Annotated in this window: 24 protein-coding genes and 1 pseudogene; 15 read left to right on the top strand and 10 right to left on the bottom strand. The window is 60.8% G+C overall.

The features are described from left to right. The first annotated feature begins 235 nt into the window (after window positions 1-235). The 4 genes from FJ942_RS18770 (at window position 236) to FJ942_RS18785 (ending at window position 4,622) form a co-directional block, all read left to right on the top strand. Complete coding sequence (locus tag FJ942_RS18770; protein ID WP_140898567.1) at window positions 236-1,669, top strand: basic amino acid/polyamine antiporter; 1,434 nt, start codon at window positions 236-238, stop codon at window positions 1,667-1,669. Window positions 1,670-1,687: 18 nt separating this feature from the next. Next, on the top strand, window positions 1,688-2,932 hold the full coding sequence (gene arcA / locus FJ942_RS18775) for an arginine deiminase (RefSeq protein WP_140898569.1): 1,245 nt from the start codon (window positions 1,688-1,690) through the stop codon (window positions 2,930-2,932). Between the two features lie 256 nt (window positions 2,933-3,188). Next, window positions 3,189-3,446: a YMGG-like glycine zipper-containing protein gene (locus FJ942_RS29100; protein ID WP_348642150.1), complete on the top strand. Its 258-nt coding sequence runs from the start codon at window positions 3,189-3,191 to the stop codon at window positions 3,444-3,446. A gap of 147 nt (window positions 3,447-3,593) precedes the next feature. Beyond that, window positions 3,594-4,622 carry an AI-2E family transporter gene (locus tag FJ942_RS18785; protein WP_140898721.1) on the top strand — a complete coding sequence of 343 codons (1,029 nt, stop codon included), beginning with the start codon at window positions 3,594-3,596 and terminating at the stop codon, window positions 4,620-4,622. On the opposite strand, the gene FJ942_RS18790 is transcribed toward FJ942_RS18785, so the two are convergent. The 5 genes from FJ942_RS18790 to FJ942_RS29105 all read right to left on the bottom strand — a co-directional run bounded on the left by FJ942_RS18790 (window position 4,546) and on the right by FJ942_RS29105 (window position 8,242). Further along, the gene (locus FJ942_RS18790) at window positions 4,546-4,998 is read right to left on the bottom strand and encodes a hypothetical protein (RefSeq protein WP_140898573.1); all 453 of its coding nucleotides are present in this window, start codon (window positions 4,996-4,998) and stop codon (window positions 4,546-4,548) included. The genes FJ942_RS18785 and FJ942_RS18790 overlap by 77 nt on opposite strands. A gap of 85 nt (window positions 4,999-5,083) precedes the next feature. Then, on the bottom strand, window positions 5,084-5,605 hold the full coding sequence (locus FJ942_RS18795) for a DUF1269 domain-containing protein (protein ID WP_140499392.1): 522 nt from the start codon (window positions 5,603-5,605) through the stop codon (window positions 5,084-5,086). 243 nt (window positions 5,606-5,848) lie between these two features. After that, window positions 5,849-6,394 carry a DUF308 domain-containing protein gene (locus tag FJ942_RS18800; protein ID WP_181165256.1) on the bottom strand — a complete coding sequence of 182 codons (546 nt, stop codon included), beginning with the start codon at window positions 6,392-6,394 and terminating at the stop codon, window positions 5,849-5,851. Between the two features lie 807 nt (window positions 6,395-7,201). Further along, window positions 7,202-7,762, bottom strand: a complete 561-nt coding sequence (locus FJ942_RS28890) for a hypothetical protein (RefSeq protein WP_246679860.1) — start codon at window positions 7,760-7,762, stop codon at window positions 7,202-7,204. Window positions 7,763-7,819: 57 nt separating this feature from the next. Then, complete coding sequence (locus tag FJ942_RS29105; RefSeq protein WP_348642146.1) at window positions 7,820-8,242, bottom strand: BA14K family protein; 423 nt, start codon at window positions 8,240-8,242, stop codon at window positions 7,820-7,822. On the opposite strand from FJ942_RS29105, the gene FJ942_RS28895 reads away from it, so the two are divergent. The 3 genes and pseudogenes from FJ942_RS28895 to FJ942_RS18825 all read left to right on the top strand — a co-directional run. Continuing rightward, complete coding sequence (locus FJ942_RS28895; RefSeq protein WP_246679868.1) at window positions 8,136-8,390, top strand: hypothetical protein; 255 nt, start codon at window positions 8,136-8,138, stop codon at window positions 8,388-8,390. The two genes, FJ942_RS29105 and FJ942_RS28895, sit on opposite strands and share 107 nt — an antisense overlap. Window positions 8,391-9,045: 655 nt before the next feature. After that, window positions 9,046-10,521 carry a Do family serine endopeptidase gene (locus FJ942_RS18820; protein ID WP_140556221.1) on the top strand — a complete coding sequence of 492 codons (1,476 nt, stop codon included), beginning with the start codon at window positions 9,046-9,048 and terminating at the stop codon, window positions 10,519-10,521. 259 nt (window positions 10,522-10,780) lie between these two features. Further along, window positions 10,781-10,906: pseudogene (locus tag FJ942_RS18825) on the top strand (ionic transporter y4hA); the annotation flags it as partial. A gap of 8 nt (window positions 10,907-10,914) precedes the next feature. Here the strand turns inward: FJ942_RS18825 and FJ942_RS18830 are convergent. The 3 genes from FJ942_RS18830 to FJ942_RS18840 all read right to left on the bottom strand — a co-directional run bounded on the left by FJ942_RS18830 (window position 10,915) and on the right by FJ942_RS18840 (window position 15,316). Next, window positions 10,915-12,525, bottom strand: a complete 1,611-nt coding sequence (locus FJ942_RS18830; RefSeq protein WP_246679869.1) for an alpha/beta-hydrolase family protein — start codon at window positions 12,523-12,525, stop codon at window positions 10,915-10,917. Between the two features lie 682 nt (window positions 12,526-13,207). Beyond that, on the bottom strand, window positions 13,208-14,104 hold the full coding sequence (locus tag FJ942_RS18835) for an NAD(P)-dependent oxidoreductase (RefSeq protein ID WP_140521322.1): 897 nt from the start codon (window positions 14,102-14,104) through the stop codon (window positions 13,208-13,210). Between the two features lie 54 nt (window positions 14,105-14,158). After that, window positions 14,159-15,316, bottom strand: a complete 1,158-nt coding sequence (locus tag FJ942_RS18840; RefSeq protein WP_140521323.1) for a mandelate racemase/muconate lactonizing enzyme family protein — start codon at window positions 15,314-15,316, stop codon at window positions 14,159-14,161. A 288-nt stretch (window positions 15,317-15,604) separates the two neighbouring features. Here FJ942_RS18840 and FJ942_RS18845 point away from each other — a divergent pair, with 288 nt between their 5' ends. Further along, window positions 15,605-16,591, top strand: coding sequence for an aldo/keto reductase (locus FJ942_RS18845; protein WP_140521324.1), 987 nt, complete (start codon window positions 15,605-15,607; stop codon window positions 16,589-16,591). 84 nt (window positions 16,592-16,675) lie between these two features. Here FJ942_RS18845 and FJ942_RS18850 read toward each other — a convergent pair whose 3' ends face one another. Next, the gene (locus FJ942_RS18850) at window positions 16,676-17,380 is read right to left on the bottom strand and encodes an FCD domain-containing protein (RefSeq protein WP_318012678.1); all 705 of its coding nucleotides are present in this window, start codon (window positions 17,378-17,380) and stop codon (window positions 16,676-16,678) included. A gap of 254 nt (window positions 17,381-17,634) precedes the next feature. On the opposite strand from FJ942_RS18850, the gene FJ942_RS18855 reads away from it, so the two are divergent. From FJ942_RS18855 to FJ942_RS18880, 6 genes are all read left to right on the top strand, one after another. Next, window positions 17,635-18,915 (top strand): sugar ABC transporter substrate-binding protein, encoded by a 1,281-nt coding sequence (locus FJ942_RS18855; RefSeq protein ID WP_181169969.1) that lies wholly within the window; start codon window positions 17,635-17,637, stop codon window positions 18,913-18,915. Between the two features lie 2 nt (window positions 18,916-18,917). Beyond that, window positions 18,918-19,841 (top strand): sugar ABC transporter permease, encoded by a 924-nt coding sequence (locus FJ942_RS18860; protein ID WP_224618856.1) that lies wholly within the window; start codon window positions 18,918-18,920, stop codon window positions 19,839-19,841. Then, a complete protein-coding gene (locus FJ942_RS18865; RefSeq protein WP_140630395.1) occupies window positions 19,838-20,716 on the top strand; it encodes a carbohydrate ABC transporter permease in 879 nt (292 codons plus the stop codon). Before FJ942_RS18860 ends, FJ942_RS18865 begins: the two co-directional genes overlap by 4 nt. 106 nt (window positions 20,717-20,822) lie before the next feature. Then, window positions 20,823-21,578, top strand: a complete 756-nt coding sequence (locus FJ942_RS18870) for a ribonuclease activity regulator RraA (protein WP_140521326.1) — start codon at window positions 20,823-20,825, stop codon at window positions 21,576-21,578. 25 nt (window positions 21,579-21,603) lie between these two features. Beyond that, window positions 21,604-22,659, top strand: a complete 1,056-nt coding sequence (gene ugpC, locus FJ942_RS18875) for a sn-glycerol-3-phosphate ABC transporter ATP-binding protein UgpC (protein WP_140686163.1) — start codon at window positions 21,604-21,606, stop codon at window positions 22,657-22,659. A gap of 308 nt (window positions 22,660-22,967) precedes the next feature. Then, complete coding sequence (locus tag FJ942_RS18880) at window positions 22,968-23,174, top strand: DUF6494 family protein (protein WP_140499366.1); 207 nt, start codon at window positions 22,968-22,970, stop codon at window positions 23,172-23,174. Window positions 23,175-23,201: 27 nt separating this feature from the next. On the opposite strand, the gene FJ942_RS18885 is transcribed toward FJ942_RS18880, so the two are convergent. Continuing rightward, window positions 23,202-24,077 carry a helix-turn-helix transcriptional regulator gene (locus FJ942_RS18885; protein ID WP_140898577.1) on the bottom strand — a complete coding sequence of 292 codons (876 nt, stop codon included), beginning with the start codon at window positions 24,075-24,077 and terminating at the stop codon, window positions 23,202-23,204. A gap of 95 nt (window positions 24,078-24,172) precedes the next feature. Here FJ942_RS18885 and FJ942_RS18890 point away from each other — a divergent pair, with 95 nt between their 5' ends. Continuing rightward, on the top strand, window positions 24,173-24,865 hold the full coding sequence (locus FJ942_RS18890; RefSeq protein ID WP_140898579.1) for an ABC transporter permease: 693 nt from the start codon (window positions 24,173-24,175) through the stop codon (window positions 24,863-24,865).

Here is a 24,865-nt window from a genome sequence, read left to right on the forward strand (position 1 = left end):
GGCGGTCCAGCGGCCTCATTGTTACGCCTGCAACCTATCTCGAATCTAGCGCCCACGTGATTGGCATAAAATCCCACTAGTATACCTGACGTCCAAAACCTTTGCCTTGGCTCGTTTAACCGGTTGCCGATATTCGCATTTACTGCTTCTGATCAGACATAACCTTGCTGGACCGAGACGTGTCGGCGAGGCGTCTGATCGCGAACTCTGGTTCGCGCAGCCAGGAGAGCGGTTTATGACTTCAAACGAAAATCAGAAGCTTTCGCTGTTTGCGCTGACCAGCATGGTTGTGGGATCGATGGTCGGCGCGGGCATCTTCAATCTGCCTGGCCGGTTCGCGACTGCGACAGGTCCGTTCGGCGCAATCATCGCCTGGGCAATTGCGGGAACCGGCATGTACATGCTGGCGCGGGTGTTCCAGGCGTTGGCCGAGAAGAGGCCAGACATCGACTCAGGCGTCTTCGCCTATGCCAAGGCCGGCTTCGGCAACTACATGGGCTTCCTGTCCGCCTTCGGCTACTGGCTCGGTAGTTGCCTGGGCAACGTCTTCTATTGGGTGCTCATCGGCTCGACGCTGGGGCGGTTCTTTCCCGGGATCTTTGGGGACGGCAGCAGCGCCATCGCCATCATCGTCTCGTTGATCGGCATCTGGGCTTTCCACTTCATGATCCTGCGCGGCGTCGAGCAGGCGACCTTCATCAATACTGTCGTGACGATTGCCAAGATCGTGCCGATCCTGGTCTTCATCCTGCTCCTGATCTTCTTCTTTCATTTCGGGCAGTTCCGCGAGAATTTCTTCGGCGGCTTGGACATGCCGCCGAAGTCCCTGATCGCCCAGGTGCGCGACACAATGCTGATCACGGTCTTCGTCTTCCTCGGCATCGAGGGCGCCAGCGTCTATTCCCGCTTTGCCAAGGTGCGTTCCGACGTCGGTACGGCGACGATTCTCGGTTTCGTCGGCGTCACAGGCCTGATGGTAGCGGTCACGCTGCTGCCCTACGCGGCTCTGCCGCAATCGGCTGTCGCCGGTGTCCAGCAGCCGTCGATGGCCGGCGTTCTCGAAGCGGTCGTCGGTCACTGGGGTGCGGTCTTCATCTCGATCGGCGTTCTGATCTCGGTGCTCGGCGCCTATCTCGCCTGGTCCCTAATCTGCGCCGAGGTGCTGTTCGCGGCGGCGAAGTCGGAGGACATGCCAAGGCTCTTCGCAGCGCAGAATGGCAACAAGGTTCCCGCTAACGCACTCTGGCTCACCAACATCGTCGTGTCGCTCTTCGTGATCTCCACCTACTGGTCGCGGGACGCGTTCAACTTCATGCTCGACATGACGAGCGTCACCGCGTTGCTGCCCTACCTGCTCGTGGCTGGCTACGGCATCCTGCTCGCTCGTAGCGGCGTTGGCTATGAAAAGACGCCGGATCAGCGCGGCCGCGACCAGATCTTCGCCTGGATCGCGGCGATTTACACGATCTTCATGTTCGTCGCCGCCGGGCTCAAATACGTGCTGCTTGTTGCCGTCCTCTTCGCGCCCGGAACTATCCTCTACGTCTGGGCGCGGCGCGAGCAGAAATTGCAGCTGTTCACGCTCGCCGAACTCTTCGTGTTCGCCGTCACGCTCATCGCTGGCCTGATCGGAGCCTACGGGCTGCTGACGGGCGCCATCGCACCTTGAACAGAAAGAAGGAAGGTCATGACAAACAATACTTCATTCGGCGTTCATTCAGAGGTTGGTCAGTTGCGCAAGGTCATGGTGTGCGCTCCCGGCCGCGCCCACCAGCGGCTGACACCCAGCAATTGTGACGCACTCCTCTTCGACGACGTGCTCTGGGTAGACAATGCCAAGCGCGATCATTTCGACTTCATGACCAAGATGCGCGACAGGGGCGTCGAGGTGGTCGAGATGCACAATCTGCTCGCCGAGACGGTCGCCATTCCGGAAGCCAAGAAGTGGATCCTCGACCAGCAGATCGTACCGAACCAGGTCGGCCTCGGCCTCATCGACGAGGTCCGCTCCTATCTCGACGACCTCTCTAATCGCGACCTCGCTGAGACACTGATCGGCGGGCTGTCGACCTTCGAATTCCCGGAAAGCATCGGCGGCGAACAACTGGCGCTGATCCGTGACGCGGCCGGCGTCAACGAATATCTTCTGCCGCCTTTGCCCAACACCCTCTACACCCGGGACACCACCTGCTGGATCTATGGCGGCGTGACGCTGAACGCCCTTTATTGGCCTGCGCGCCACGAGGAGACCATCCTCACCACGTCGATATACAAGTTCCACCCGGACTTCGCCGGCAAGGTCAATGTCTGGTGGGGTGACCCGACCAGGGATTGGGGGCTTGCCACATTCGAGGGTGGGGACGTGATGCCTATCGGCAAGGGCAATGTGCTTATTGGCATGAGCGAGCGCACTTCGCGCCAGGCTATCAGCCAAGTGGCGGCGGCCCTGTTTGAGAAAGGAGCTGCCGAACGTGTGATCGTCGCCGCAATGCCTAAGCTGCGCGCGGCGATGCATCTCGACACGGTATTCACGTTTGCCGATCGCGACTGCGTGCTGATGTATCCGGACATCGTCAACGGCATTGACGCATTCTCCTATCGCCCTGACGGCAAGGGGGGCGTCGAACTCCACAAGGACAAAGGCAGTTTCATTGAGACGGTGCGTGACTCGCTTGGTCTCAAGAAGATGCGCGTCGTTGAAACCGGCGGCAACGACTACATGCGCGAGCGCACCCAGTGGGACAGCGGCGCCAACTTGGTTTGCGCCTCGCCTGGTGTCGTCTTTGCCTACGATCGCAACACGTACACAAATACGCTGCTGCGCAAGGAAGGCATAGAAGTCATCACTATCTCAGGCGCGGAGCTCGGCCGTGGCCGAGGCGGGGGTCATTGCATGACATGTCCCATCATTCGTGATGCGGTCGACTATTGATAGCAATCCGGCCAGGCTCGGTACAGGCGGCCGGTCGGCCCCCCAAATAGTCTGAAGGCCATGCCTGTCGGACGGCCTCCAGCACATAAAGACCGTCTACCCCAGAATTGCTCATAGAGCGTTGGAGTCGCTCCCAATCTTTTAGGAACAATCGGCACATTGTTTGGACGGAATGCTCGTTGTTGGCGAGCGGATGTAAATGTACCCAGGAGATGAAATCATGAGAAGTATTATATTTGTTTCTGCTTTGGCTCTGATGGCTGCGGGTTGTACTGCCACGGAACAGCGAACAGCAGGCACGGCGCTGGCAGGAGCCGGAACGGGTGCGGTCATCGGCGGCCTTGCAAACGGCAGTCGAGGTGCCCTTGTAGGCGCGGCTGTCGGTGGCGGCACAGGGGCTGTGGTCGGCGCTGCGACGGCACCGCGTTCGCATCATCGCGAATGCTGGGTTCGTGATCGCTGGGGTCACACTGTTCGCGATCGTCAGGGTCGACCCATCACAAAACGGTGCTAGGCGCGATGCGTAAGATCAGCCTTATTCAGCACGAATCGAGCTGGTTAAGCGATATCGATGAACATTGGTCTGGGCGCTGAGCAAGCTTCCGGACCAATTTCGGAGTTGTCTGTAACGCCATCCAGCCGGCCGGGAACAGACCATACCATGGCAAAGCGAACGCTCTTTGCGCCTACGTATATTCTGGCGGTTATCGCCGTCATATGGGCGCTGCAGGCCGCTGCCTCAATTTTCGCGCCAGTCGTGTGCGCTCTTTTCCTCATCGCGCTGGTGTGGCCATTGCAGCGCAACCTGCAGCGGCTTCTTCCAAAGCTGATCGCACTGGCGATAGTCGTCTGTGTCGTCGTCCTGGCATTCTTCGCCTTTGCATCGATCGCCAGTTGGGGTTTTGGCCGCATTGGCCGATCGGTCCTCGCCGACAGCGCCCGCTTTCAAGGACTCTATAGTCAACTCGCCGAGTGGTTGGAAGGGCACGGTGTCGTGATGGCCGGCGCCTGGGCCGAGCATTTCAATGTCGGCTGGTTCGTGCGGATAGCTCAGGGCGTGACCGCAAGGCTGAATACCGTGATCTCGTTCTGGATCGTTGTCGTCGTTTACGTGCTTCTGGGTCTTCTCGACGCTGAAGCGGCGGCTCGCAATGCTCGTGTAGCGCTGAGCGCCCAGGCGGCGGCCGCACTGATCAATGGCAGCAGTCAGACGGCATCGAAATGGCGACGTTACATGCTGGTTCGGACATTGATGAGCCTTGCGACCGGTTCGATGGTCTGGGCGCTTTCGGCGGCTTTCGGACTGCGGTTTGCCGCCGAGTGGGGCGTTATCGCCTTCACCTTGAACTATATTCCGTTTATCGGGCCGTTCGTCGCGACATTCTTGCCGACGCTTTACGCGCTCGCGCAGTTCGGATCGCCACAGGCCGCCGTCTCGATTTTTGCCGGCCTCAACATCATTCAGTTCGTCATCGGCAGCTACATAGAACCGCGGGTTGCCGGTTACGTGTTGGCGATGTCGCCTTTTGTGGTGCTGTTTTCGGTCTTCTTCTGGTCGTTTCTTTGGGGTGTGTTCGGCGCGTTCATAGGTGTGCCCATCACCATCGCGCTGGTTACTTTTTGCTCGCAATCGTCGGCGACCCTTTGGATCGCTCAGTTGCTTGGGTCCGCCGATCGGCGGAACGCGTGATTGCCGCCAGGAAATTCGATTGGCTGCGCCCCTGGCGACGTCCGGATCCCGCGCCCCGGACGAGGCCGATGATACAAACCGACAGGATGCCGCCAAGAAGGCCGGCAATGCCGACGCCAATCAGCACGCCGGGCGTGAGGGTGCCGCCACCACGAGCGGTGGCATCGACAGCATTTTCGACGTTGCCGACGAAGTTTGCCAAGGCGGGAATCCGACCGGCCAGCCCTGTCAGGGCCAGTCCCCCCACGACGCCAGCCGCCGCGACAGATTTCCAACCCAGCGCAGCCATGCGCCAAAACCAGGCCGTAGCGAAAGCTCCGCCCGCGCCGCAGATGGCTTCAATCAAAAGCAGGGCCGCTGTCTCAAGGCCGGACATGCTTGCATCGCCCACTTGCTATCCGGCCATCCATCGCCCTTGCCGACCAGCAGAGTTCCGATTCCGGGATGTTCCGCGACCGCGGTCAGGCGGTCGCGGCCGCGCCTTGGCCGGCCATCGCCGAAGCGCGTTGAAGCGCATCGCGCAGAACCTGCTCCTTCGTCTCATCCAGCGACGTCTTAAGCACCACACCGCCAAAGGCCTGGATCTCCTTGAGCACCTTGTCCGCTGTCATCTCGTGCGCGAGCACGAACAGGGCAGCGTCCCCAGGCTGGATGCTGGCTGACAGATCGCGCATGAACGCATCGTTGATGCCCACGTCCGTCAAAGCGCCGCCAAGGGCTCCGGAGGTGGCGCCGACCGCAAGCCCGATCAGCGGATTCAGGAAGAGAACACCGATAAGCAAGCCCCAGAAGCTACCGGATACAGCGCCTGCCGCCGTCGTATTCACAAGTTGATTGAGCTTTATCGCACCCGCCTCGGTCTTCGTGGCAATAACCGCGTCGCCAAGTTTAATAACGTATTCCTTTTGAAGTCCTATGAGCCGTTGACGTACCTCTTCAGCCTTGGCCTCGTTTGGATAGACGATGACGATCAAATCGGACATGGGGCCCTCCTAGGCTAAGACTTTCCAAGGGCACGTAATACACATCCTAGAAGGTGAAAGATTGAGCCGGAAATCCGAATAGTGTGCAGCACGTCTCATTTTGCTTGCCTGTCCGACTGGCAAGCCTGCGGTCTCCACATTGGTTGTCGGCCGCTTCGTCCGTTGCGCTCGGCTTTGTCGCGACGAATTCTCGTCCGGGCCGCCCTCCGCAAAGCGGTAACGGTCACGATGAAAATGGTTGGATCATCGGGTCGTATCCGTTGGCCGAAAGCCTGTAACGAGCCAGCCCAGGCCGTGAAGAACTAGGTCGATACCCACGAACGCCCCAATCACCCAAACCCCGGTCGATGGCCATCCGATGAGTATCAAGAAGCCAGCCGCGAGACCGAACAGGCCGGAAACAAGCATCATCCATCGGTCGGTGGACAGGTAGCGCAGGCTCAAAGACATTCTTCCGAGCCCAGATATCACGAGCACGACACCGAGCACCCATGTGAGGATGATAGATCCCAGCACCGGCAAGCTGATGAGCAGACAGCCAAAAACGACGTACAGGATGCCGAGCATCGTCTGCCAGAGAAAACCACGCCACCCGCCGGCCCAGATGGCGAGGGCGATCTCGACAAAGCCGGCGCATACGATCGCAATTCCCAGGACAAGCGCGCTGATGGTCGTGGCCAGCGCCAGATCGCCCAACACGAAGATCCCTGCCAGGATAAAGACGATTCCGATCGCCGAGTTCGTCCACGCAGATCGTCTGGGTTGCTGGGTCTCGGACAACTGCGTCATTCCCTTGCCTCCCTGAGTCATCTACGAATGCGGTGGAAATCCACCACGCGGCCAGTACGGGCATTCAGCACTATTTCGAAAGTGCTGCCGCCAATGCGACGCGCGTGATAAACAAAATTGCGTCCCCGGCAGTCCACGCGACGCACGTCCCTGAAGCCTCTGCTCTGAATCAATCGCTGGCCTTGAGCGCAAGTAATCGCGCGGCCGTTGTTAAGGTTTGATCCGATATTTATATTTACGGTCACAGCTCCCGCTGGGGACACAGCGGCAAGAGGAATACCAAAGCCGAGTGCGGCACTTAACAGGGCAGCTAGTGCATATCTCCGCATATCTTTCGTCCTCTTTGGTGAATTAAGCCGACATCACGCGCATGCGAACACGTTGTCAATAATTCTGCATGGTGGCTCGGATATTTGGAGACACAATGCCTAGTTTCTGGATTCTGTGCATTTTATGCACTGCCGTCAGAGCGCGTGCGTTTTCGGTATTATTGTCGAAGCGCATCTCTTGGGATTAAAGCGTGTCGCGTCGAAACAGATTCAGGCGACGCGCTTTAAGTCTTTGTTTTGATGCATATCGTTGTCCCAGAACCGCTGCGCACTTCTGGGCGACATGCATTAACCGCTGGTTTGACGGATGGAGATTGTCATGGGTGCCATTGTTCCTGCCGCCGGCCGCGCCGAGGCACCAGGCGTCCAGAAACACTGCAACGCACGAGGAGCCGACGCGTATCTGGAATCTCGAAAGCTGCGATGAAATGCGCGACCGAACTGAATACTCTTCATCAGTTTTCCTGAGGTGGGAGGCTCAACCGCCGGCGCATAGAGATGGCACAGCTCGGCCAACACCCCAGGACAGGCGTCCCTGTATGATGGTCAGCGTCCACTGACCGTTCGAATACGTCGTTCCTTCCGGTCCCTTGGAGGGCAGATCGACCTCGGCCGCGTCGTTGACGGATACAGAAGCGCGATCCCCGAGGAGACGCACTGCCAGACGCGTGCCGTCCTGGCACTCGTAGTGACTGACCGGGTAGGGATTGCCCACGCCGATCGACGTGCCAAACGCGGAATGCTTGAAGCTTACAATCATCATGGCGCTGATTGCCGCGATCGATAGATTTTTTAGCACAATAGTCCTCCCAACTGGCGCATCGACGTGGATGAAAACAGAGAACCATGTCTTCCCTGCGGACCTGCGACTTTCGGACCGAGATTCGTCGCATCGACCAGAACGCCGGACATGTATCAATTGATCGGCAAACGCCTTCGCGGAGATGCTCTTTGAACAGGCGGGATACTTCCGCTGGCTCACGCCAATGGCCCCGCCGGCCTTTACCAGGCTCGCTTTTGCTCCCGTCCAAGCTTGCATTCAGCCGTTTCAACAAATCCCAGTAGGCTTCCTAGCACCAGCGAGCCCAGAGCGCACTCAGAAGGGCGAGATGCACTGCCGGCGTGGGCCATTGTAGGGCTGCCAGCTATTGTCCGAGACCCGGTAGGAGCGGTACCGCTGCGAGCACCAGTTCACATGGTTGTTCCAAGCGCTGTGATTGTGCTGGCGGGCAGCCGAGATCGCCATCCCGCCGAGCAGCATTCCGCCAATGAGGCCCGCGGCGACGGCGCCGCTATTGTTCCTCGAATGCCGGTGATGGCGTGGCGGACGCGAGGGCCGATAATGGGGTGGCCTGTGGTGCGGTGGCCGTACTCCATGTCCCGGTCGATGGCGGGAAGGCCTCCTTAGGTCGATGTTCGTGACCGTATCGAAAACCGACGGCCTTAGCGCTCCGACGGGCATTGCCCAGGTGGGGGCTGCCATGCTTGCGATGATCGCAGCGACGATGATGCGCTTCATATGCTTCTCCGTGGACTTCATCCCGCCGTGCGACCTGCTGCTGCGGATGGCATCAAAGCCAAGTAATTTAAGGCAGTACCTGGTTTTCTTGGAATATGCGGTGAATCCCAAACGTGGATCGAGCGTTTATTTCTTGCTTGCGGTATGAATGAGGCTAGTCGAACAGCATGTCTTCCGCCAATGACGCCCGTCGCGACAGGCGCCACCAGTGTTGCTCGAATGCCGGTGGCGATGCGGGACGGAGGGCCAGTGGTGTGGTAGCGGTGCGCCGGTCTTTAGCGAGCTAGCGACAGACCCTCTCGACGCCTCGCTTGGACGATAATCACCTCCTGGGGAGGCTCTCACCCTGCGGAAAATCACCGCCCGGAGCGGCCTCTTGGCGTCCCGGCGACAAAGGCGCGCCCAATGCCATGCGCGCTACCTTCAAATGGCCTGCCATGCAATCAACACATAGAGAACTCGCGATGAAATTCGATCTGAAATCGCCGCCCGGCAAGCCCCGGCCCAATGTCGCGTAAACTCCGAATAAATCGGAAGGCACATTCACTTTTTCTAGTGTCGATTTAGATTGTCGTGACATCGCAAATCCAACGAATTCGATGTCACAGAATTGAATAATAATCGAACGTGCAAGTTACAAATTTGCGATAACAGTGAAAATAACTATACATGTTGTCTTTATAAATATTATGGAATGAAAATGACAAAACTTTCATGATATGGAAATGATGCCGTAATGTAGGTTCTTCTAACCATCCTGGCCAAGGATGCTCAGTGCATCTCACTCAAAAGGATGGAACCCCATGAATATTGTCCCCAATTCGTATTCCGGAACTCGTCGGCGCCTGGCGGCGGCTGTAGTGTCGCTGAGCGCTGTAGGCGCTGTAGGCGTCGGAGCTGTTGTTTCCGGCACTGCCCCCGTGCTGGCCGACGCGGTGCATGTCCAGGCGCCGCAGATGCCGAGCTTCGCCGATGTCGTCGAGCAGGTTTCGCCGGCGGTCGTCAGCGTCAAGGTCAAGTCCACGGTCCAGCCGGTCGCCGACGACGGTTCCGACGATCAGGATGGTTTCGAGAACCTGCCCGACAACCGGCAGCAGGGCGGCTTCAAACATGGTGACGGCAAGCCGCGCCCGGTGGCACAGGGTTCAGGCTTCTTCATCTCGGAGGACGGATATCTCGTCACCAACAATCACGTCGTCTCGGAAGGCTCGTCCTTCACCATCGTCACCAGTGACGGTAAGGAACTCGACGCCAAGCTGGTCGGCACCGATCCGCGGACGGACCTGGCTGTGCTGAAGGTCGATGGCGGCGGCAAGTTCACCTATGTCGACTTCGCCGACGACTCCAAGATCCGCATCGGTGATTGGGTGGTGGCAGTCGGCAACCCGTTCGGCCTCGGCGGCACCGTCACTTCCGGCATTGTATCCGCTCGGGGCCGCGATATCGGCGCCGGCCCCTATGACGACTTCATCCAGATCGATGCTCCGGTCAATCATGGCAATTCGGGGGGCCCGACTTTCAATCTCAATGGCCAGGTGATCGGTATCAACACAGCCATCTTCTCGCCGTCGGGCGGCAGTGTCGGCATTGGTTTCGACATCCCGGCCTCGACCGCCAAGCAGGTCGTGGAAGACCTGATGAAGGAAGGCTCCATCAAGCGAGGTTGGCTCGGCGTCCAGATCCAGCCGGTCACCGCTGAAATTGCTGAATCCCTTGGTCTGAAATCCGACAAGGGCACACTGGTCTCGAACGCCCAGGACGCTGGTCCCAGCAACAAGGCAGGCATTGCCGCCGGTGACGTCATCACCCAGGTCGACGGCAAGGATGTCGATTCGCCCAAAGACCTCGCCCGCACGATCGGCGCCTATGCGCCGGGCAAGTCGGTCGATCTTACCGTATTGCGTAATGGCAAAAGCCAGACGATCAAGGTCGATCTCGGCACACTGCCGTCCAGCGACAAACAGGCCTCCGGCGATGACGGCAAGCAGGTCGCGCCTGCCAAGGCCGACGCATTGGCCGATCTTGGCCTGACCATCGCCAAGTCAGACGATGGCAAAGGACTGGTCGTCACCGATGTGGATCCCAATAGCGATGCGGCCGATCGTGGCATCCAGCCGGGCGATGTCATCACCGCCGTCAGTTCGACCAAGGTGAACACCACTGATGACGTCTCCAAGGCCATGGCCGATGCAGCCAAGGCTGGCCGCAAGGCCGTACTGATGCAGATCACCCGCGACGACTCGAGCCGGTTCGTCGCGCTGCCCGTGGGCAAGGCCTGACAGAAGGCGGCCTGGAGCCTGTTGGTTTCAGGGCGCCCGCCCCAAATGCTGCCGCCGCGATAGCCGCGAACATCCAGCAATTTCCCGCGGCGATGTCTGCCGCCAAGCCGCTGCGGGAACAAGGAGCCGAGCACGTCAGTCCGTCGTCGTGCCTCGCTCCTGGCGGCAGCGGGCCCCCTACGCCCGCTGCCGTTTTCCGCCATTTACGTCAGTGGCAAATCGACTGCATCATGAGCCTGAACGGATGTCGGGGCTCGCGGTGTTTCTTCTGCTCACCATGTTCGTCAGCACGCCCACGCTCGGCACGGGCCGCACGACGAGACTCCAGGGAGTGGTCCATCTCGGCATATTCGCCATGTTCCTGCTGATTTCGGCCGTGCCCTGAAGCCCCAGCTAGCCGCCTCTGTCGGCCTGTGCTGCAACCTTGCTGGCAAGATGGGTTTTGAGGGCGGCGAGGTCCTGTCGCGACCAGTCCTTCACGCCCAACACCGCACTCCAGGCTTCCACATAGTCCTGCGGCGCGTAGACATGGCCGTAGCCGATCGGCGTGGTTGTCGCCACGGCCATATCGAGACCGAGCTGCAGCATGGTCACCACCGGGTACCAGCTCAGTTGCGGCGAGACGTCCGGCCCGCGCGGCGCCTTCATCCAATCCGGCTGCCGGTAGGCGTCGCGATAATCGAAGAATACGATCGGGTCGCTGGCATATTGCAGGTAGACGATCCTCAGCGGGCCCCAGGGCGTGTCGGGCGCCACCGCCGGGCCGCTTTGGTTCATGAACCGGACCAGGCTGCTATTGCGGAAGATCGGCAGCCACTGCGGCGAGCCGTTGTTGCGCGTATCGCTCACCGAGCGCCAGATGCGGCTTTCGAAGGGCGGGCCGCTCCAGAGTGCGCCGCTGATCGGATCGCTGAATATCTCGAACAGCCCGGCCGATCTTTCGGAGTTCATGGCGCCAAGGCTGAGCCCGTGCAGGTAAAGCCTCGGCCGCCACTGCTTCGGCAGGGTGGTCCAGTAGCCGTAGATTTCGAGGAACAGCGCCCGGGCCGTCTCGGCGCCGTATTCCGGCTGCGCCAGCAGCGACAGCGGACTGCTCAGATAGGAATATTGCGCGGCGACGCTGGCGACATCGCCGCGGCACAGATATTCGAGCGCATCCATCGAGGCCGGATCGATCCATCCGGTCCCGGTCGGCGTGATGACCACAAGCGTGGATTTGCTGAAGCCGCCCGCCCGCTTCAGCTCCTCCAGCGCGAGTTTCGCGCGGGCTTGCGCACTGTTCGCCGCTCCCAGCCCGACATAGACCCGGACCGGCTGTTGCGCCGGCCGGCCGGTGAAGGTCCCTATCTCGGCGGCGGCGGGACCGTCCGCGATGAACTCGCGGCCGGCGCGGCCGAGCTCGTCCCACCTGACCAGCGAGGCGGGGCTTCCGGTCCTGGAGGGTTCGCTCGGCTGCTGGCGCTCCGGTTCCATGAGTGCGTCGAACTTGGCGAACGAGGAATCGAGCGCGCCGAAGATCGCGCGGATCGCAACGTCGCTCACCAGCAACCAGATGAGCAGCACGGCGACAGCGGCGCCGGCGACATTCGCCAGGCGCCGGGGTATGTAGCGTCTCAGTGCCCCGGCGATGGCGCGCACCAGCCAAGCGACAAGGCGCGCCAGCGCCAGCACGACGATGAAGGTGCAAATGGCCAGGGCGCAGACATTGAGGGGATGAGCGCCATCGACAGCCGGCATGCCCATCACCGCGCGGATGGAGTTCTGCCACGCGCCGGATCGCCACAGCGCCACAACGGCAAGGCCGAGGCACGGGACCAGGATGATCGCCTTGGACAGCAAACGCGGCCGTGGCGGCAGTTCCGGAATCTCGAGATATTTCCACAGCCACCGCAAGGCGACGCCAAGGCTGTAGCCGATGGCGAAGCACGCGCCCGCCAGTACGCCTTGCGTCAGGTCGGTGCGGGGAACGAGCGTCGGCGTCAGGGCGGCCGCGAAGAATAGCATGCCGAGGGCCATGCCGACACCGGAGAGCGATCGCCAGATACTAAGGAAACGAGTAGTTGTCACTTGGGTGTTACGCCTCGAGTTGGACCGCAGGATAACGTTGGCCTATGGTTTTTATATCTTCGGAGTCGCGCGTCCGCTATTGGCCTCCTAACCAGTCGGGCTCATGCCCTGGGTCAACATGCATCGACCCCTTTGCGGGACAAGACAGAGATACCACGCGCATTAAAAACTAGTGCTCCTCCCGGTCCCTAGGTTCGCCAGACCGTACCAGAGAATATGAAGGAAACGGGTTGCCGAACCCTCCGCTAACGTGTTGACTTCCAGTAGAAGACGTCGACCCTCCGGGCCGACCATTGTCGTTATCCGCCATTAGGCTACGAAGCGGTTCGCCAAGGCGATTCGAGGCGATGGTCTAGACACTCGCCGATCGCATCGTCTGCGGATGGCAGCTTTGCGCCTCCAACCCGCCGTTTAGCTCCAAACTGCGTGAGCTAGGAAGCAGACGTTGGACTAGCCCGGCCAAAGGCCCTGAAGCCATGTGGCACCGCAGCGCCGGCAATATTCGTGAACCGAGTGCTACGTTTACCCAGCGCGCTGCTTGAGTTCAGGAAAATCTGGTCTCTGCGCCAACCTTGGCCTCAGGAACATCCCCATCTACCGCCGCCTTCTCCGCCACCAGTCAAGTATCCGCAGGCTGTGTGCGCCAGTCATACTCTTGCCGGAACCCAAGGATGTCGCGCAGCTTCCGATTTGAGATCGGTCCCTCAAATACATCCAGGGCGCGTGTGACTGGTATGTTGGGTGCGTGCTTGCTGAGAAATTCCGCCGTCGGCATCTCGGCCACGATGTTGTCGTTGACTGCGTTGAATATCTGGAACCCCAAGCCGTCCTTCTCGATGCACAGATCGACGATCTGGCCAAGATCGCGCACGTCCATGTAGGTCCAGCCGTCGCGCCGCCGTTTCGAGGCGTCGGCCAGGAATTCCGGGAAGCGGCCATAATCCCGCGGTTCGACGACTCCGCCGATCCGCAGGGCATAGACGTCGGCTCCAGTACGGGAGGCGAAAGAGCGCGCAATCTTCTCGCCCAGCACTTTGGAGAGACCATAGCTGTCGGTCGGATCGACGTCATAGTCCTCGTCCACCGGAAACGATGTGAAATCGCGGTCGCCTTCGGCAAAGCACACACCGTACACCGTTTCGCTGGAAGCAGTGACGATCTTGCGGATGCCAAGCTTGGTGGCGGCTTCGATCACATTGTAGGTCGACTGCACATTGGCGGTGAACATGGCGTTATCCGGTCGCAGGAATATCCGCGGGATCGCCGCGAAATGGACCACTGCGTCGACCGGGCCGCGGCTCCTTCCGCCGAAGTATTCGTTGAACCCGAAATGCAGCGTCAGTGCATTGTAGGTCTCGCCAGCGTCCGCAAGATTGGTGATGACGGTGTCGACGCCCTGCACATCGAGCGGCGTCAGGTCGAGATTCAGAACCTGATGCCCGCGCTCGAGCAGGTAGGGTATGACGTGACGGCCGATCTTGCCGCTGCCGCCGGTGAAGATGATCCGCTTGCCCATGGCTTCCTCACAACGGATTTGTTTGATCGAGCAGTTCAATCCGCCCGGTCCGGCCTATTCAAAGATGCCGAAGCCTGGCACGGCGTGCTTGCGGACGCCTTCCATGTCGAGCTCGACGCCGATGCCGGGCACGTCAGGCACCACGATGTGGCCGTCTTCGACGATCGACTTCGCGCCGTCCGGAAGGCGCACGTAACTGTCCCACGCCTCCCGCTCTTCAAGCGCGTGCCACTCTAGAACGAGGAAGTTCGGAACGCTGGCGCAGACATGGCATGTCGCCATCGTGCCCAGCGGCGTCGACACCAGATGCGGCGCGAACGGCACATAGTACATCTCGGCGAGATTCGCGATCTTGCGGCTTTCCGCAAGGCCGCCGCATTTCGGCACGTCAGGCATGATGACGTCGGCGCCATAGTTCTGGAACAGTTCGCGGAAGCCCCAGCGCAGGTAGAGATTTTCGCCGACGCAGATCGGCGTCTTGGTCCGCATGCGGATCTGCTTCAGGGCCTCGACATTTTCCGCCGGGATCGGCTCTTCCAGCCAGAGAAGGTTGAACCGTTCCATCTCGGCCGCTATGCGGCTGGCGCTGAGCACGTCGTAGCGCGCGTGCAGGTCGATGCAGAGATCGACGTCGGGGCCGATCGCATCGCGGACCGCTGCAACACGCTCGACCATGAAGCGCAACTCGGCGCCGTTGATGGTATGGTTCACCGCGTCGAACTTCGCCGGGTGGCGCAGATTGTCGATGTCGAATTTCAGCGCCGTGAAGCCTTCCGCCACCATGCGGCGCGCGCGTGCCGCGCATCCCTGCGGCGATCCCGATTCCTCATCGCCATCGCCGCAATCTGCATAGAGTCTTATCCGGTCGCGGAACTTGCCGCCGAACAAGCGATAAAGCGGCTGCCCGGCGGCTTTCGCCGCCACGTCCCAGAGCGCCATCTCCAGCCCGGTCAGCGCGATGAGAAAGACGCCGGCTTGCGCACCGGAAAACACATGGTCACGGCGAATCTTGTCCCAGCAATATTCGACATTGCGCGGATCCTGGCCGATCAGTTCCGACTTCAGTTCCGAAATCAGCCCGACGATTGCGGCGGCGCCTGCATCGGGATTTGCCTCGCCATAACCGGAGATGCCGGCGTCCGTATCGATGCGGATCAGGGTCGCCTTGCCGTGATAGGCGACGACCGCTGTCCTGATGTCCGTGATCTTCATCGAAACCTCCTCCCCGTGATGGCGCGCGGCGCCTACAAATGCATATGGTCAGTTAGGTCAACTTGTCCAATAAGCATACAAGATGAGAAGATGGAACGTAAACCCCCTTTGAACGATTTTGCGCGAATACACCTTGCAACGGCAGGTATCATTGAATCATTTGGGAAATTCGTGGCTCCGCGCCAAGCGCCATAAATCCGCCGGAACCTACTTGTTAGACGAGTATATAAGCGTATAAATTGGACATCAGCAGGGTGATGGCCCTGCCTGCCAATCAGGAGGAACAGGATGCAACAGCGACAGTTGGGATCGTCGCCGGTCAGGGTATCGGAGATCGGTCTAGGCACTTGGGGTATGTCCGGCGCCTTTTGGGGCGCGGCCGACGACGAGGAATCGATCCGGGTGATCCGACGCGCCGCGGAGCTTGGCATAACGCTGATCGACACGGCCGAAGCCTATGGACATGGCCATGCCGAGGAGATCGTCGGAAAGGCACTGGCTGGCCGTCGCGACAAGGCTGTTATCGCGACCAAGGTTGCGCCCAATCACCTCGAACCCGCCGCGATTGAGGCGGCGCTCGACGGTTCGCTGAAGCGGATGCAGACGGACTATGTCGATGTCTATTTTGTCCACTGGCCGAACTCGGATTTTCCGATCGGCCCGACCATGGAGATGATGGAGCGGCTGCGGTCGTCCGGGCGTATCAAGGCAGTCGGCGTCTCGAATTTCAGCACCGCCGACATGGACAGCGCCCGTCAGCATGGCGTCATCGACGTGCTCCAGCCACCCTACAACATGCTGTGGCGCGAGGTTGAGGCTGAGACGCTGCCCTATTGCCGCAAGCATAATATCGGCGTGATGCCCTATAGCGGTCTCGCCCAGGGTTTGCTTACAGGGCTGTTGTCGCCGGACACCAAATTCGTCGAAGGCGATGAGCGCCGCACCACCGTTCTGTTCCAGCCGGGCACCTACGAGCGCGCGGTTGACGCCGTCGACGCCCTGAAGCCGATTGCGGCGCGCTACGGCAAGACGGTTCCGCAGCTTGCGATCCAGTGGCTTACCAGCAGGCCGGGCGTGAGTTCGCCGCTGGTCGGCGCGCGCACGGTCAAGGAACTCGAGGAAAATGCTGAGAGCACAGGCTGGGCGATTTCCGACGCGGACATCGCTGCCATCGACAAGATTACCGGACCGGTATGGGCGGAAATCAAAGACAAGGGCGACATGTTCGGTTTTCGCGCGCGCCAGCGCCAGGAACAGCAAGCAAAAAGCGCCTGATATCGGCCGCGTCCTCCCGGCGCGCAGCGGCGCGGCCAGCCCGATTGCTGGCTGCGCCGCTCGGGAGCATCGGCTGGCGATTTCTTATGGGGGCAGGCCAACGGCCGTGGTGATCTTCAGGTGCCGGCGCATCGCCTCTTCCGCCCGTTTTGCATCACGCGCCACGAGCGCCTCGTAGATCGCTCTGTGCATCTCAGTCGCCGAGGGCAGGGCATGAGGCACCTGGTTGCTGATGCGCCTGCTTGCCATCTGCCACCACCGGGAGGAGTACATGAAGCGGTCGAGGATCCTATTCTTGGCTGCCCGGCAAATCTCCATGTGGAAATCCAGGTCGAGTTTCAGATAGGCGTCCGCATTGTCTTCGCTGGCCGACATCGCTGCCAGCAGAGTGCCAAGACGCTCGAGGTTCTCTTTGGTCATATGCTTGGCCGCTATGGCGGTGATGGCCGGTTCGATGATTATCCGCGTTGCGTGTGCTTCCGCCAAGATCTCGCGGGTCTGCTCGGGCGGCAGCCAGTCGATAAGCAATGGACTGAGATAGTCCCATTCGTCTGCGGGACGCAGCACCACGCGTCGTCCCTGCGCGATCTCGATCATGTCGAGAGACGCCAGGATCTTGAGCGCTTCCCGTGCCACCGCGCGCGAAACCCCGAACTCCTGAAGGATCTGCTGCTCCGACGGTCCCTGGCCGCCGGCGACGCCGCTGCTGGCGATGCGGCGCGCGAGCACGCCGGCCACCTGCTTGGGCAAAGTTTGAAGCTTGACCTCCATGGCATCCATCATTAACATCCACTTGTCTGATAAGCTTATAGGCTGATAGCTAGATATGCAGTCAACTTATCTCATGGTGCTCAGTAGCCTATAACTCGGCCTGCGGAAAGGGAGGATCGAACGGTGCCCGGCGGGCTCGCAAGCGTCGTTCGGGACGTAGTCCAGGCAGTCTCGCTGCGGGAGGAGCAAGCCGCCGCGGATTTGCCGGAAAGGTTGAAGTTATCGGCCGACCCTTGGATGGGCCGACCAATCAAACCAAGGAGGAGATTATGATGTCCGCAAACCTATCGAGACGCAAATTCCTGGCCGCGAGCGCGGCAGTGACGGCCGGCTCGCTAGCCGCGCCATGGATCGCCAGGGCAGACGCGAACGAGATCACCGCACTGCTGATCACCGGCGGCCCGCTCTATCCCAAATACTGGGAAAAGATCGTTCAGGATTTCACCGCCAAGACCGGTATCAAGGTTCGCTACGACTTGCTGGAATTCACCCCGCTGACCGCGAAGGTGGTCACGTTGAGCGCAGCGCGATCGAGCCAATACGACGTCTATAGCACCCATACGGCGCAGATCGATTCCTATTTCAACCATTTTGCGCCGCTGAACAGCTATTTCAGCGACAGCGAACTCGCGGAATTCTACCCGGTCGCTGTCAAGTATCTGCGCGATCCCAAGACCGGAAATCTGGCGGCCATTCCGCGCAACATGGATTCGCGCGTCCAGTACTACCGCAGCGATATCTATCAGGAAAAAGGCCTGAAGCCGGCTGAGACCTGGGAGGAGCTCGTCGACGTCGGGCTGAAACTGACCGGCAATGGCCATTATGGGCTGGTCGTGCCGGGGCAGGGCGATCCAGCACAACGCACCTTCAGCGATCTGCTCTGGCAAGCCGGCGGCGATTGGGTGGACCAGGCCAACAAGCCGGCCTTCAATTCCGAAGCCGGCATCAAGGCCCTGACCTTCTATCGCGATCTCATCCAGAAGCACAAAATCGTGCCACCCGATGCGGTCGGCTATCAGTGGAACGAGAATTCGACCGAATTCTCGTCCGGCACGGTCTATGCGAATTTCGATTGGCCGGGCGCCTTCGCGACCCTATCGAATCCGGAGACCTCACGTGTCGTCGGCAAGTGGTCGACTGCGCCCTACGTCAAGGACAAGGCCGCGATTTCATGCGCCATTTCGCATGCCATGGCGCTCAACGGACAATCCGGACGCAAGGACGCCGCCGTCGAATTCATCAAGTATACGGTCGGTCCGGAGGCGCAGCGGTTGCAGTTCGACCAATTCACCAACTTTCCCAGCAGCCAGGCGATCGCCAAGGAAGTGATATCAGCGGCAAAGGGGCCTCAGGCCGTGTGGCTGCAGCAGCTCGAGACGACGATAGCCAACGGCAAGGAATGGCCGAAGCTAGCCGGCTTCTCGAAAGTCTGCACGCTGATGTTTTCGGCCATCGAACAGGCCTTGACCGACCAGGTCTCTCCCGCGGACTCGCTCAACCAGACGGCGACGGAGGCTGAGGAGATCATGCGTCGGGCCGGAGCTTACGATTGACGATGCCGTCCGTCGCGCAGCATACGGTGTCGAGGCGTCGGCGACGTTCGCCGCTGCCCTACACCTGGCAGAGAGGATACCTTCTGGCCAGCCCGGCGCTCCTCGTCATGCTGGCCATCCTGCTCTATCCGCTCGGATACTCTTTCACCATGAGTTTCTTCCGCTGGGATCTGAGCGGTTCGGCGCCCTTCATCGGGATGGCAAATTACACCGACGAACTCTTCGGCCGCCAGTTCAACCAGGCACTGCGAAATCAGACCATATTCAGCATCATTTCGATCACGATTGAAGTGGTGGCTGGAATGGCGATCGCCGTGCTCGTCAATGGCAAATTGCGCGGCATGCGGCTCGCGCGCACCTTGCTCCTGGTGCCTCCGATGATCGCGCCCGCAGTGGTGGGCCTGAATTTCCGGTGGCTGTTCAACACCCAGTACGGCCTGGTCGACGCGCTGTTGCGCATGTTCAACCTGCCCGACATTCCATGGCTCAACCATCCGACCTGGGCGCTCGTCTCGGTGATCGTCGCCGATGTCTGGCAGAACACGCCGTTGATGGTGCTACTGTTCCTTGCCGGCCTGCAGTCCTTGCCGCAGGAACCGCTCGAGGCGGCCACCGTGGACGGCGCCACGCCATGGCAGCGCTTCTGGCATATCGTGCTGCCGCTGATGCGTCCGATCATCATGATCGCCCTGATGCTTCGCATCATCGACACGTTCCGGACCTTCGACGTCGTCTGGCTGATGACGCAGGGCGGGCCGGGCGGCGCCACCAACCTGCTCACCGTCTATTCCTACCTGCTGGCGTTTCAGGCGGTGGATTTCGGACATGCGGCGGCCGTCTCCTACATTGCTTTGGGGATGTCGCTGTTCGTGCTCGGGCTCCTCTACGGAATACCGTGGCTGATTGCGAAACGGAGAGCGATATGAGCGAAGCCGCAATCGTTAGCGCACGTCCCAGGCCAAAGCGCCGGCGCCGTCGATTTACGGTGGGAACCGCCGGCCAGTATATGGCGCTGGCCCTGACCGTCGCGTTCACCGTCTTTCCGCTGGTATGGCTGTTCCTAACGTCGATCCGCAGTTCGGCCGACATCTTCTCGGTGCCGGTGCACATCATTCCCGAGACCGCGACGCTAACACAATACGTCTCCGTTTTCGCGGAGTACGACACGATGGACTATGTCTGGAACACCGTCATCGTCTCGGCGGCGACGGTCATCCTCGTCCATCTGCTGGCCATTCCTTGCGCCTATGCCTTGTCGCGTTTCAGGATGCCGGGCGCCATGCTGATTTTCGGGCTGCTTTTGATCATGCGCATGATCCCGGTCATAGCGCTTGCCATTCCGCTCTTTGCCGTGTTTGCCGCCATGGGCATTCTCGACACCATCTGGGCGCTGATCCTGAGCCATACGGCGGCCAAACTGCCTGTCGCCATCTGGCTGCTTCTGGGCTTCATCCAGGACGTGCCGAAAGAGATCGAGGAGGCTGCCCAGTCGGACGGCGCCGGCACGGTGCGCACGCTGGTCCAGATCGTGACGCCGCTGATTGCTCCTGGTATTGGCGCCAGCGCGGTCATCACCTTCCTCTTCACCTGGAACGACCTGCTGCTTGCCCTGACCCTGACCTCCAGCAAGGCCGCGCAGACTCTGCCGGTCGGGCTCACCAACTTCGTCTCGCAATTCGGCATCGACTGGGGCGCGATGTCGGCAGCCGGCGTCCTGATGGTCATCCCGACCCTGGTGTTTGTCTGGTTTGCCCAGGGGCTGCTGGTCAAGGGTCTCACCACCGGTGCCGTCCGCGGCTGAATGGCGGACATGCACCCAGAACGCTCGACGGCTTCGACGACGGGATACGCAACTGAGTGACGATCGGTGGGGTCAGGGACCTCGCCGCGCAATCGGAGGATACGGAATGGCAGCTGATCAGATACCGGCGATATCGGACATTTCGCGGCCGCCGAGACAATTGGTCGATGCGCTTGCGGCGATCGGCTCGGCGACGCTGGCCAGCGAACTCTACCACAAGATGGGCATTCGCGACCCGCAGATACGGGGCCCGCGTCCATTGAGGCTGGGCCGCACAGCGGCGGGGCCTGCTCTCACGCTCCAGTGCATGCCGAAGCGCGAGGATCTCTACAACGAGACCGAATATGAGGAGCCGGAGCGGCAGTTACACCGTCACGTGCTCTATCCCACGCAGCCGGGCGACATGGTGGTGGTCGATGCGCGCGGCGATCTGGGAAGCGGCATCTTCGGCGAGATGATGCTGACCTATTTCGCCGGGCGCGGCGGGGCCGGCGTGGTTGTCGACGGCTGCATCCGCGATTCCGCCCAGGCGGCGGCTTTGGACATCGGCATCTGGGTGAGGGACGTCACGCCGAATTTCCACGCCCAAACCAATATCGTGCCGTTCGCCGTCAACGTTCCCATCGCCTGCTCGAACGTGCTGGTCATCCCTGGCGATATCATCGTCGCCGACGATGACGGCGTGGTCGTCGTGCCGGTCGCCCTTGCTCCAAAATTGGTCGAGCTCGCCGGCGCGCATATTGAGTGGGAAGAGTTTTCGCGCTCGCGCCTGGCGCAAGGGGGAGACCTGCGGAAATACTATCCGTTGAGCCCCGAGGGCGAGGCCGAATACCGAGCATGGCGGCATGCTCAACAAAAATGAGTGGTGCCGGACGGGAGGACAATAGGTGTCTGCAATTGAGATAGAACAGCTCGGCAAGAGCTTCGGCGCCGTGGAAGTTTTGCGCGATGTCAATATCGAGATCGCCAGCGGCGAGTTCGTGGTGCTGGTCGGTCCGTCAGGCTGCGGCAAGTCAACGCTGCTACGCATGATCGCCGGGCTGGAAGAGCAGACGACCGGCGAGATCCGCATCGGCGGGCGTGTCGTCGACGAGATGCCGGCCAAGTCGCGCGACATAGCCATGGTCTTCCAGAGCTACGCGCTCTATCCGCATATGAGCGTGGCCGACAATATGAGCTTCGCGCTTCGACTGGCGAAGGTCCCTAGGGAAGAGATTGTCTCGAGGGTCAAGGCGGCGGCCGAAATCCTTGGCCTGCAGGATCTGCTTGGCCGCATGCCGCGGCAATTGTCCGGCGGCCAGCGCCAACGTGTCGCCATGGGCCGCGCCATCGTGCGCGATCCAGCCGCTTTCCTGTTTGATGAGCCGCTTAGCAACCTCGATGCCAAGTTGCGTGTCAAGATGCGCGCCGAAATCAAGAAGCTTCACCAACGGCTCGGCCGAACAAGCATCTATGTCACGCATGACCAGACCGAGGCGATGACGCTCGCCGACCGCATCGTGGTGTTGAACAAAGGCCGGATCGAACAGATCGGCAGCCCCTCCGAGCTCTACGAGAACCCAGCCAATCTGTTCGTCGCAAGCTTTATCGGCTCGCCGGAAATGAACCTGATCGAGGGCCGCATCGACAACGGCGCATTCGTCGCCGATGACGGCTTGCGCTTACCCTTGCCGGCGGATGCTCGGATGGGCGACAGGGATGGGGTAGTTTATGGGATTCGTCCGCAGCACATTTCGGTTGGTGGCAACCACTCTCAGGCGAGGGTGCAAGTGGTCGAGCCGACCGGTGAGGCCCAGGAGCTTACATTAAGTGCAGGTGGAGTCGACCTCGTGGCCGAGGTGCGGGATCAGCCGCCCTTCAAACTTGATCAAGAGGTTGGGTTGGAGATCATGGTATCCAAGGTGCATCTGTTCGATGCTCGTAGTGGTACCAGGATTGCTTAGGGCGCGCTGACGGGCGAAAAACAGCCCATCCCATCATGCCCTTCATCAGTTGCCACTTGCTGCGAAACACCGGTGATCGCCGTTTACCCATCGGCCGTCACGGCAATCGCCCGCGGCGCTCCGGCATGAGCAGGGATCTCGGCACCACGCGTTGTTACGCCACAGAGGAACGGACCGCGTCAGACATAGTGCGGGCGTCGTCCTCGTTGCACCCCGGGCCATTCCGTGCTCCGTTGGCGCAGCGCCGCCGTTGCGGGCACCAAGCTTGCCGGACCGGCCATATCGTCCACACCGTTCGAGGCAATCATATGACCCAGAATATGGAAACCGATCCCTTCAACGTCTCGATGCGCAAGTTCCTGAAGCAGGTCGGCGTGACTTCGCAGCAGGCAATCGAGAAAGCCGTGGCGGAGAAAGGCCTGAAAGGACAGGGCCGACTGACCGTGAGGGCCGTCATCACCTCGGAGCCGGCAGGCTTGCGCCATGTCGTCGAGGGCGAGATCGATCTGGGATGAGAGCTGCGGCTTGATCGGGGTCGGCGGCTATTTGAAGAACCGTATCTGCCCGGCCGGCGATGGATCGTATCCGCCAAGCTCGGCGGCGCGGCTGGCGAAGATTTCCTGCCCTAGCAAACGCAGGAGCGTCTGGATCGGTTGCTGGAAGTAGGTCCGCTGCCGCATCAGGAGATCGAAGCTTTCCCAGGCCAATGGAACGAAATCGAGGCCAGCGGCGCGGGCGGCCGCGCGCGTGGCAATTCCGCAATCGGCCCTACCAATGCGCACGGCAGCCGCGAGATCGGGTCCGGTCAGGCACGGCGGCTCCAATCGGTTGACGTCGTCCTGTTTCGCGCCGGAGTCCGCCAGCAATTGCGTGAGCAGCATGTCCGCGCCTGCGCCGCGTTGACGAACCGCGATGCGTGCGCCGGTCGCAAGTACGTCGGTCAGGTTGTTGAGCGATTTTGGATTGCCTGGCGCGAGCAGCAGGCCTTGCTCGCGGCGGGCGAATCCGACCAGCACCGCATCGTAAAGCCGCGGCCTGGTCGCAATCGCGGCGACATTCGGGTCCGGGTCGGGGCTGTGGAAATGGATCGCGGCGACAGACACCTCGCCGCGCAGCAGGCGTGTCACGCCGGCTTCCGTGCCTTCCGTCAGAAAGGCCAGGCCGGAGCCTGATTGGCGGAGAGCCCATTCGAGCAGGTCGTCCTGGCTGCCACCGACGATCGGCGGCGGCTCGGATTGCGTCATTCCTGCGGGCCGGACCAACCCCGACATGACCCAACGGTCGAGTTCATACCGTGGAAACAGCCACTTGCCCGCCACCTTGCTGCACGGGACACGCTCCTCCGCAATCAGCTCATAAAGCTTGCGCTCGCCAATGCGCAGATAGTCGGCGGCTTCGGACGTCGTCAGCAAATCCATCCTGCATTGATATGCATATTCCTGTTCAGGTTCAAGGATTTGACAGTGACGGAGGAGTTGCAGGACATTGACACGGGACAGGATCGCGAGGAGCAATGTCGGAAGGGCTGGGCGCATGGCAACTGATCGCGGGCGGCGACGCCACGCTGTTTGCCATCGTGCGCCTGTCGCTCGCCGTGAGCCTTTCGGCTGTCGCGATCGCCATGGTCGCAGGCCTGCCGCTGGGCGCAATTATCGCGCTGGCACGTTTTCCCGGTCATTCGGCGATCGTCGTGCTGCTGAACGGTTTCATGGGCCTGCCGCCGGTGGTGGTCGGGCTGACGGTCTATCTGCTGCTATCGCGATCCGGGCCGCTGGGTGAATTCGGCCTCTTGTTCACACCCGCCGCGATGGTCATCGCGCAGGCGCTATTGGTGCTGCCCATCATTGCCGCTCTGACTCGCCAGACGGTCGAGGATCTGTGGCGCGAGTACCGTGAGGAACTGACTGCGATGCAGGTCGGGCCGGCGGGCTTGGTCGCCACGCTTTTGTGGGACGGCCGCTTCAGCCTCGTCACGGCTCTGCTCGCGGGCTTCGGCAGGGCGGCGGCCGAGGTCGGCACCGTGATGATCGTCGGCGGCAACATTGATGGCTTCACCCGCACCATGACGACGGCAATCGCACTTGAAACCTCGAAGGGAAACCTGCCGCTCGCCATGGGGCTCGGCCTGATGCTGATTTTCCTCATCTTGCTGATCAACGCCGCCGCCTGGGGCGTGCGAGTTTGGTCCGAGCAACGGGCTGGCTAG

Origin of the sequence: Mesorhizobium sp. B2-4-2, from assembly GCF_006442845.1 — a bacterium.
Taxonomy (GTDB): Bacteria; Pseudomonadota; Alphaproteobacteria; order Rhizobiales; family Rhizobiaceae; genus Mesorhizobium.

What these genes read in the sequence shown, in the direction of transcription:
- FJ942_RS18790 (WP_140898573.1), bottom strand. Translation starts at nt 4,998, where the DNA reads ATGTCCGGCCTTGAGACAGCGGCCCTGCTTTTGATTGAAGCCATCTGC.
- FJ942_RS18830 (WP_246679869.1), bottom strand. Translation starts at nt 12,525, where the DNA reads ATGCTATTCTTCGCGGCCGCCCTGACGCCGACGCTCGTTCCCCGCACC.
- FJ942_RS18890 (WP_140898579.1), top strand. Translation starts at nt 24,173, where the DNA reads ATGTCGGAAGGGCTGGGCGCATGGCAACTGATCGCGGGCGGCGACGCC.
- FJ942_RS18845 (WP_140521324.1), top strand. Translation starts at nt 15,605, where the DNA reads ATGCAACAGCGACAGTTGGGATCGTCGCCGGTCAGGGTATCGGAGATC.
- FJ942_RS18865 (WP_140630395.1), top strand. Translation starts at nt 19,838, where the DNA reads ATGAGCGAAGCCGCAATCGTTAGCGCACGTCCCAGGCCAAAGCGCCGG.
- FJ942_RS18860 (WP_224618856.1), top strand. Translation starts at nt 18,918, where the DNA reads ATGCCGTCCGTCGCGCAGCATACGGTGTCGAGGCGTCGGCGACGTTCG.
- FJ942_RS18770 (WP_140898567.1), top strand. Translation starts at nt 236, where the DNA reads ATGACTTCAAACGAAAATCAGAAGCTTTCGCTGTTTGCGCTGACCAGC.
- FJ942_RS28895 (WP_246679868.1), top strand. Translation starts at nt 8,136, where the DNA reads ATGTTCGTGACCGTATCGAAAACCGACGGCCTTAGCGCTCCGACGGGC.
- FJ942_RS18880 (WP_140499366.1), top strand. Translation starts at nt 22,968, where the DNA reads ATGACCCAGAATATGGAAACCGATCCCTTCAACGTCTCGATGCGCAAG.
- FJ942_RS18885 (WP_140898577.1), bottom strand. Translation starts at nt 24,077, where the DNA reads ATGGATTTGCTGACGACGTCCGAAGCCGCCGACTATCTGCGCATTGGC.
- FJ942_RS29100 (WP_348642150.1), top strand. Translation starts at nt 3,189, where the DNA reads ATGGCTGCGGGTTGTACTGCCACGGAACAGCGAACAGCAGGCACGGCG.
- FJ942_RS18785 (WP_140898721.1), top strand. Translation starts at nt 3,594, where the DNA reads ATGGCAAAGCGAACGCTCTTTGCGCCTACGTATATTCTGGCGGTTATC.
- FJ942_RS18850 (WP_318012678.1), bottom strand. Translation starts at nt 17,380, where the DNA reads ATGTTAATGATGGATGCCATGGAGGTCAAGCTTCAAACTTTGCCCAAG.
- FJ942_RS18855 (WP_181169969.1), top strand. Translation starts at nt 17,635, where the DNA reads ATGTCCGCAAACCTATCGAGACGCAAATTCCTGGCCGCGAGCGCGGCA.
- FJ942_RS18795 (WP_140499392.1), bottom strand. Translation starts at nt 5,605, where the DNA reads ATGTCCGATTTGATCGTCATCGTCTATCCAAACGAGGCCAAGGCTGAA.
- arcA (WP_140898569.1), top strand. Translation starts at nt 1,688, where the DNA reads ATGACAAACAATACTTCATTCGGCGTTCATTCAGAGGTTGGTCAGTTG.
- FJ942_RS18800 (WP_181165256.1), bottom strand. Translation starts at nt 6,394, where the DNA reads ATGACGCAGTTGTCCGAGACCCAGCAACCCAGACGATCTGCGTGGACG.
- FJ942_RS18820 (WP_140556221.1), top strand. Translation starts at nt 9,046, where the DNA reads ATGAATATTGTCCCCAATTCGTATTCCGGAACTCGTCGGCGCCTGGCG.
- FJ942_RS18840 (WP_140521323.1), bottom strand. Translation starts at nt 15,316, where the DNA reads ATGAAGATCACGGACATCAGGACAGCGGTCGTCGCCTATCACGGCAAG.
- FJ942_RS18835 (WP_140521322.1), bottom strand. Translation starts at nt 14,104, where the DNA reads ATGGGCAAGCGGATCATCTTCACCGGCGGCAGCGGCAAGATCGGCCGT.
- FJ942_RS28890 (WP_246679860.1), bottom strand. Translation starts at nt 7,762, where the DNA reads ATGCAAGCTTGGACGGGAGCAAAAGCGAGCCTGGTAAAGGCCGGCGGG.
- FJ942_RS29105 (WP_348642146.1), bottom strand. Translation starts at nt 8,242, where the DNA reads ATGAAGCGCATCATCGTCGCTGCGATCATCGCAAGCATGGCAGCCCCC.
- FJ942_RS18870 (WP_140521326.1), top strand. Translation starts at nt 20,823, where the DNA reads ATGGCAGCTGATCAGATACCGGCGATATCGGACATTTCGCGGCCGCCG.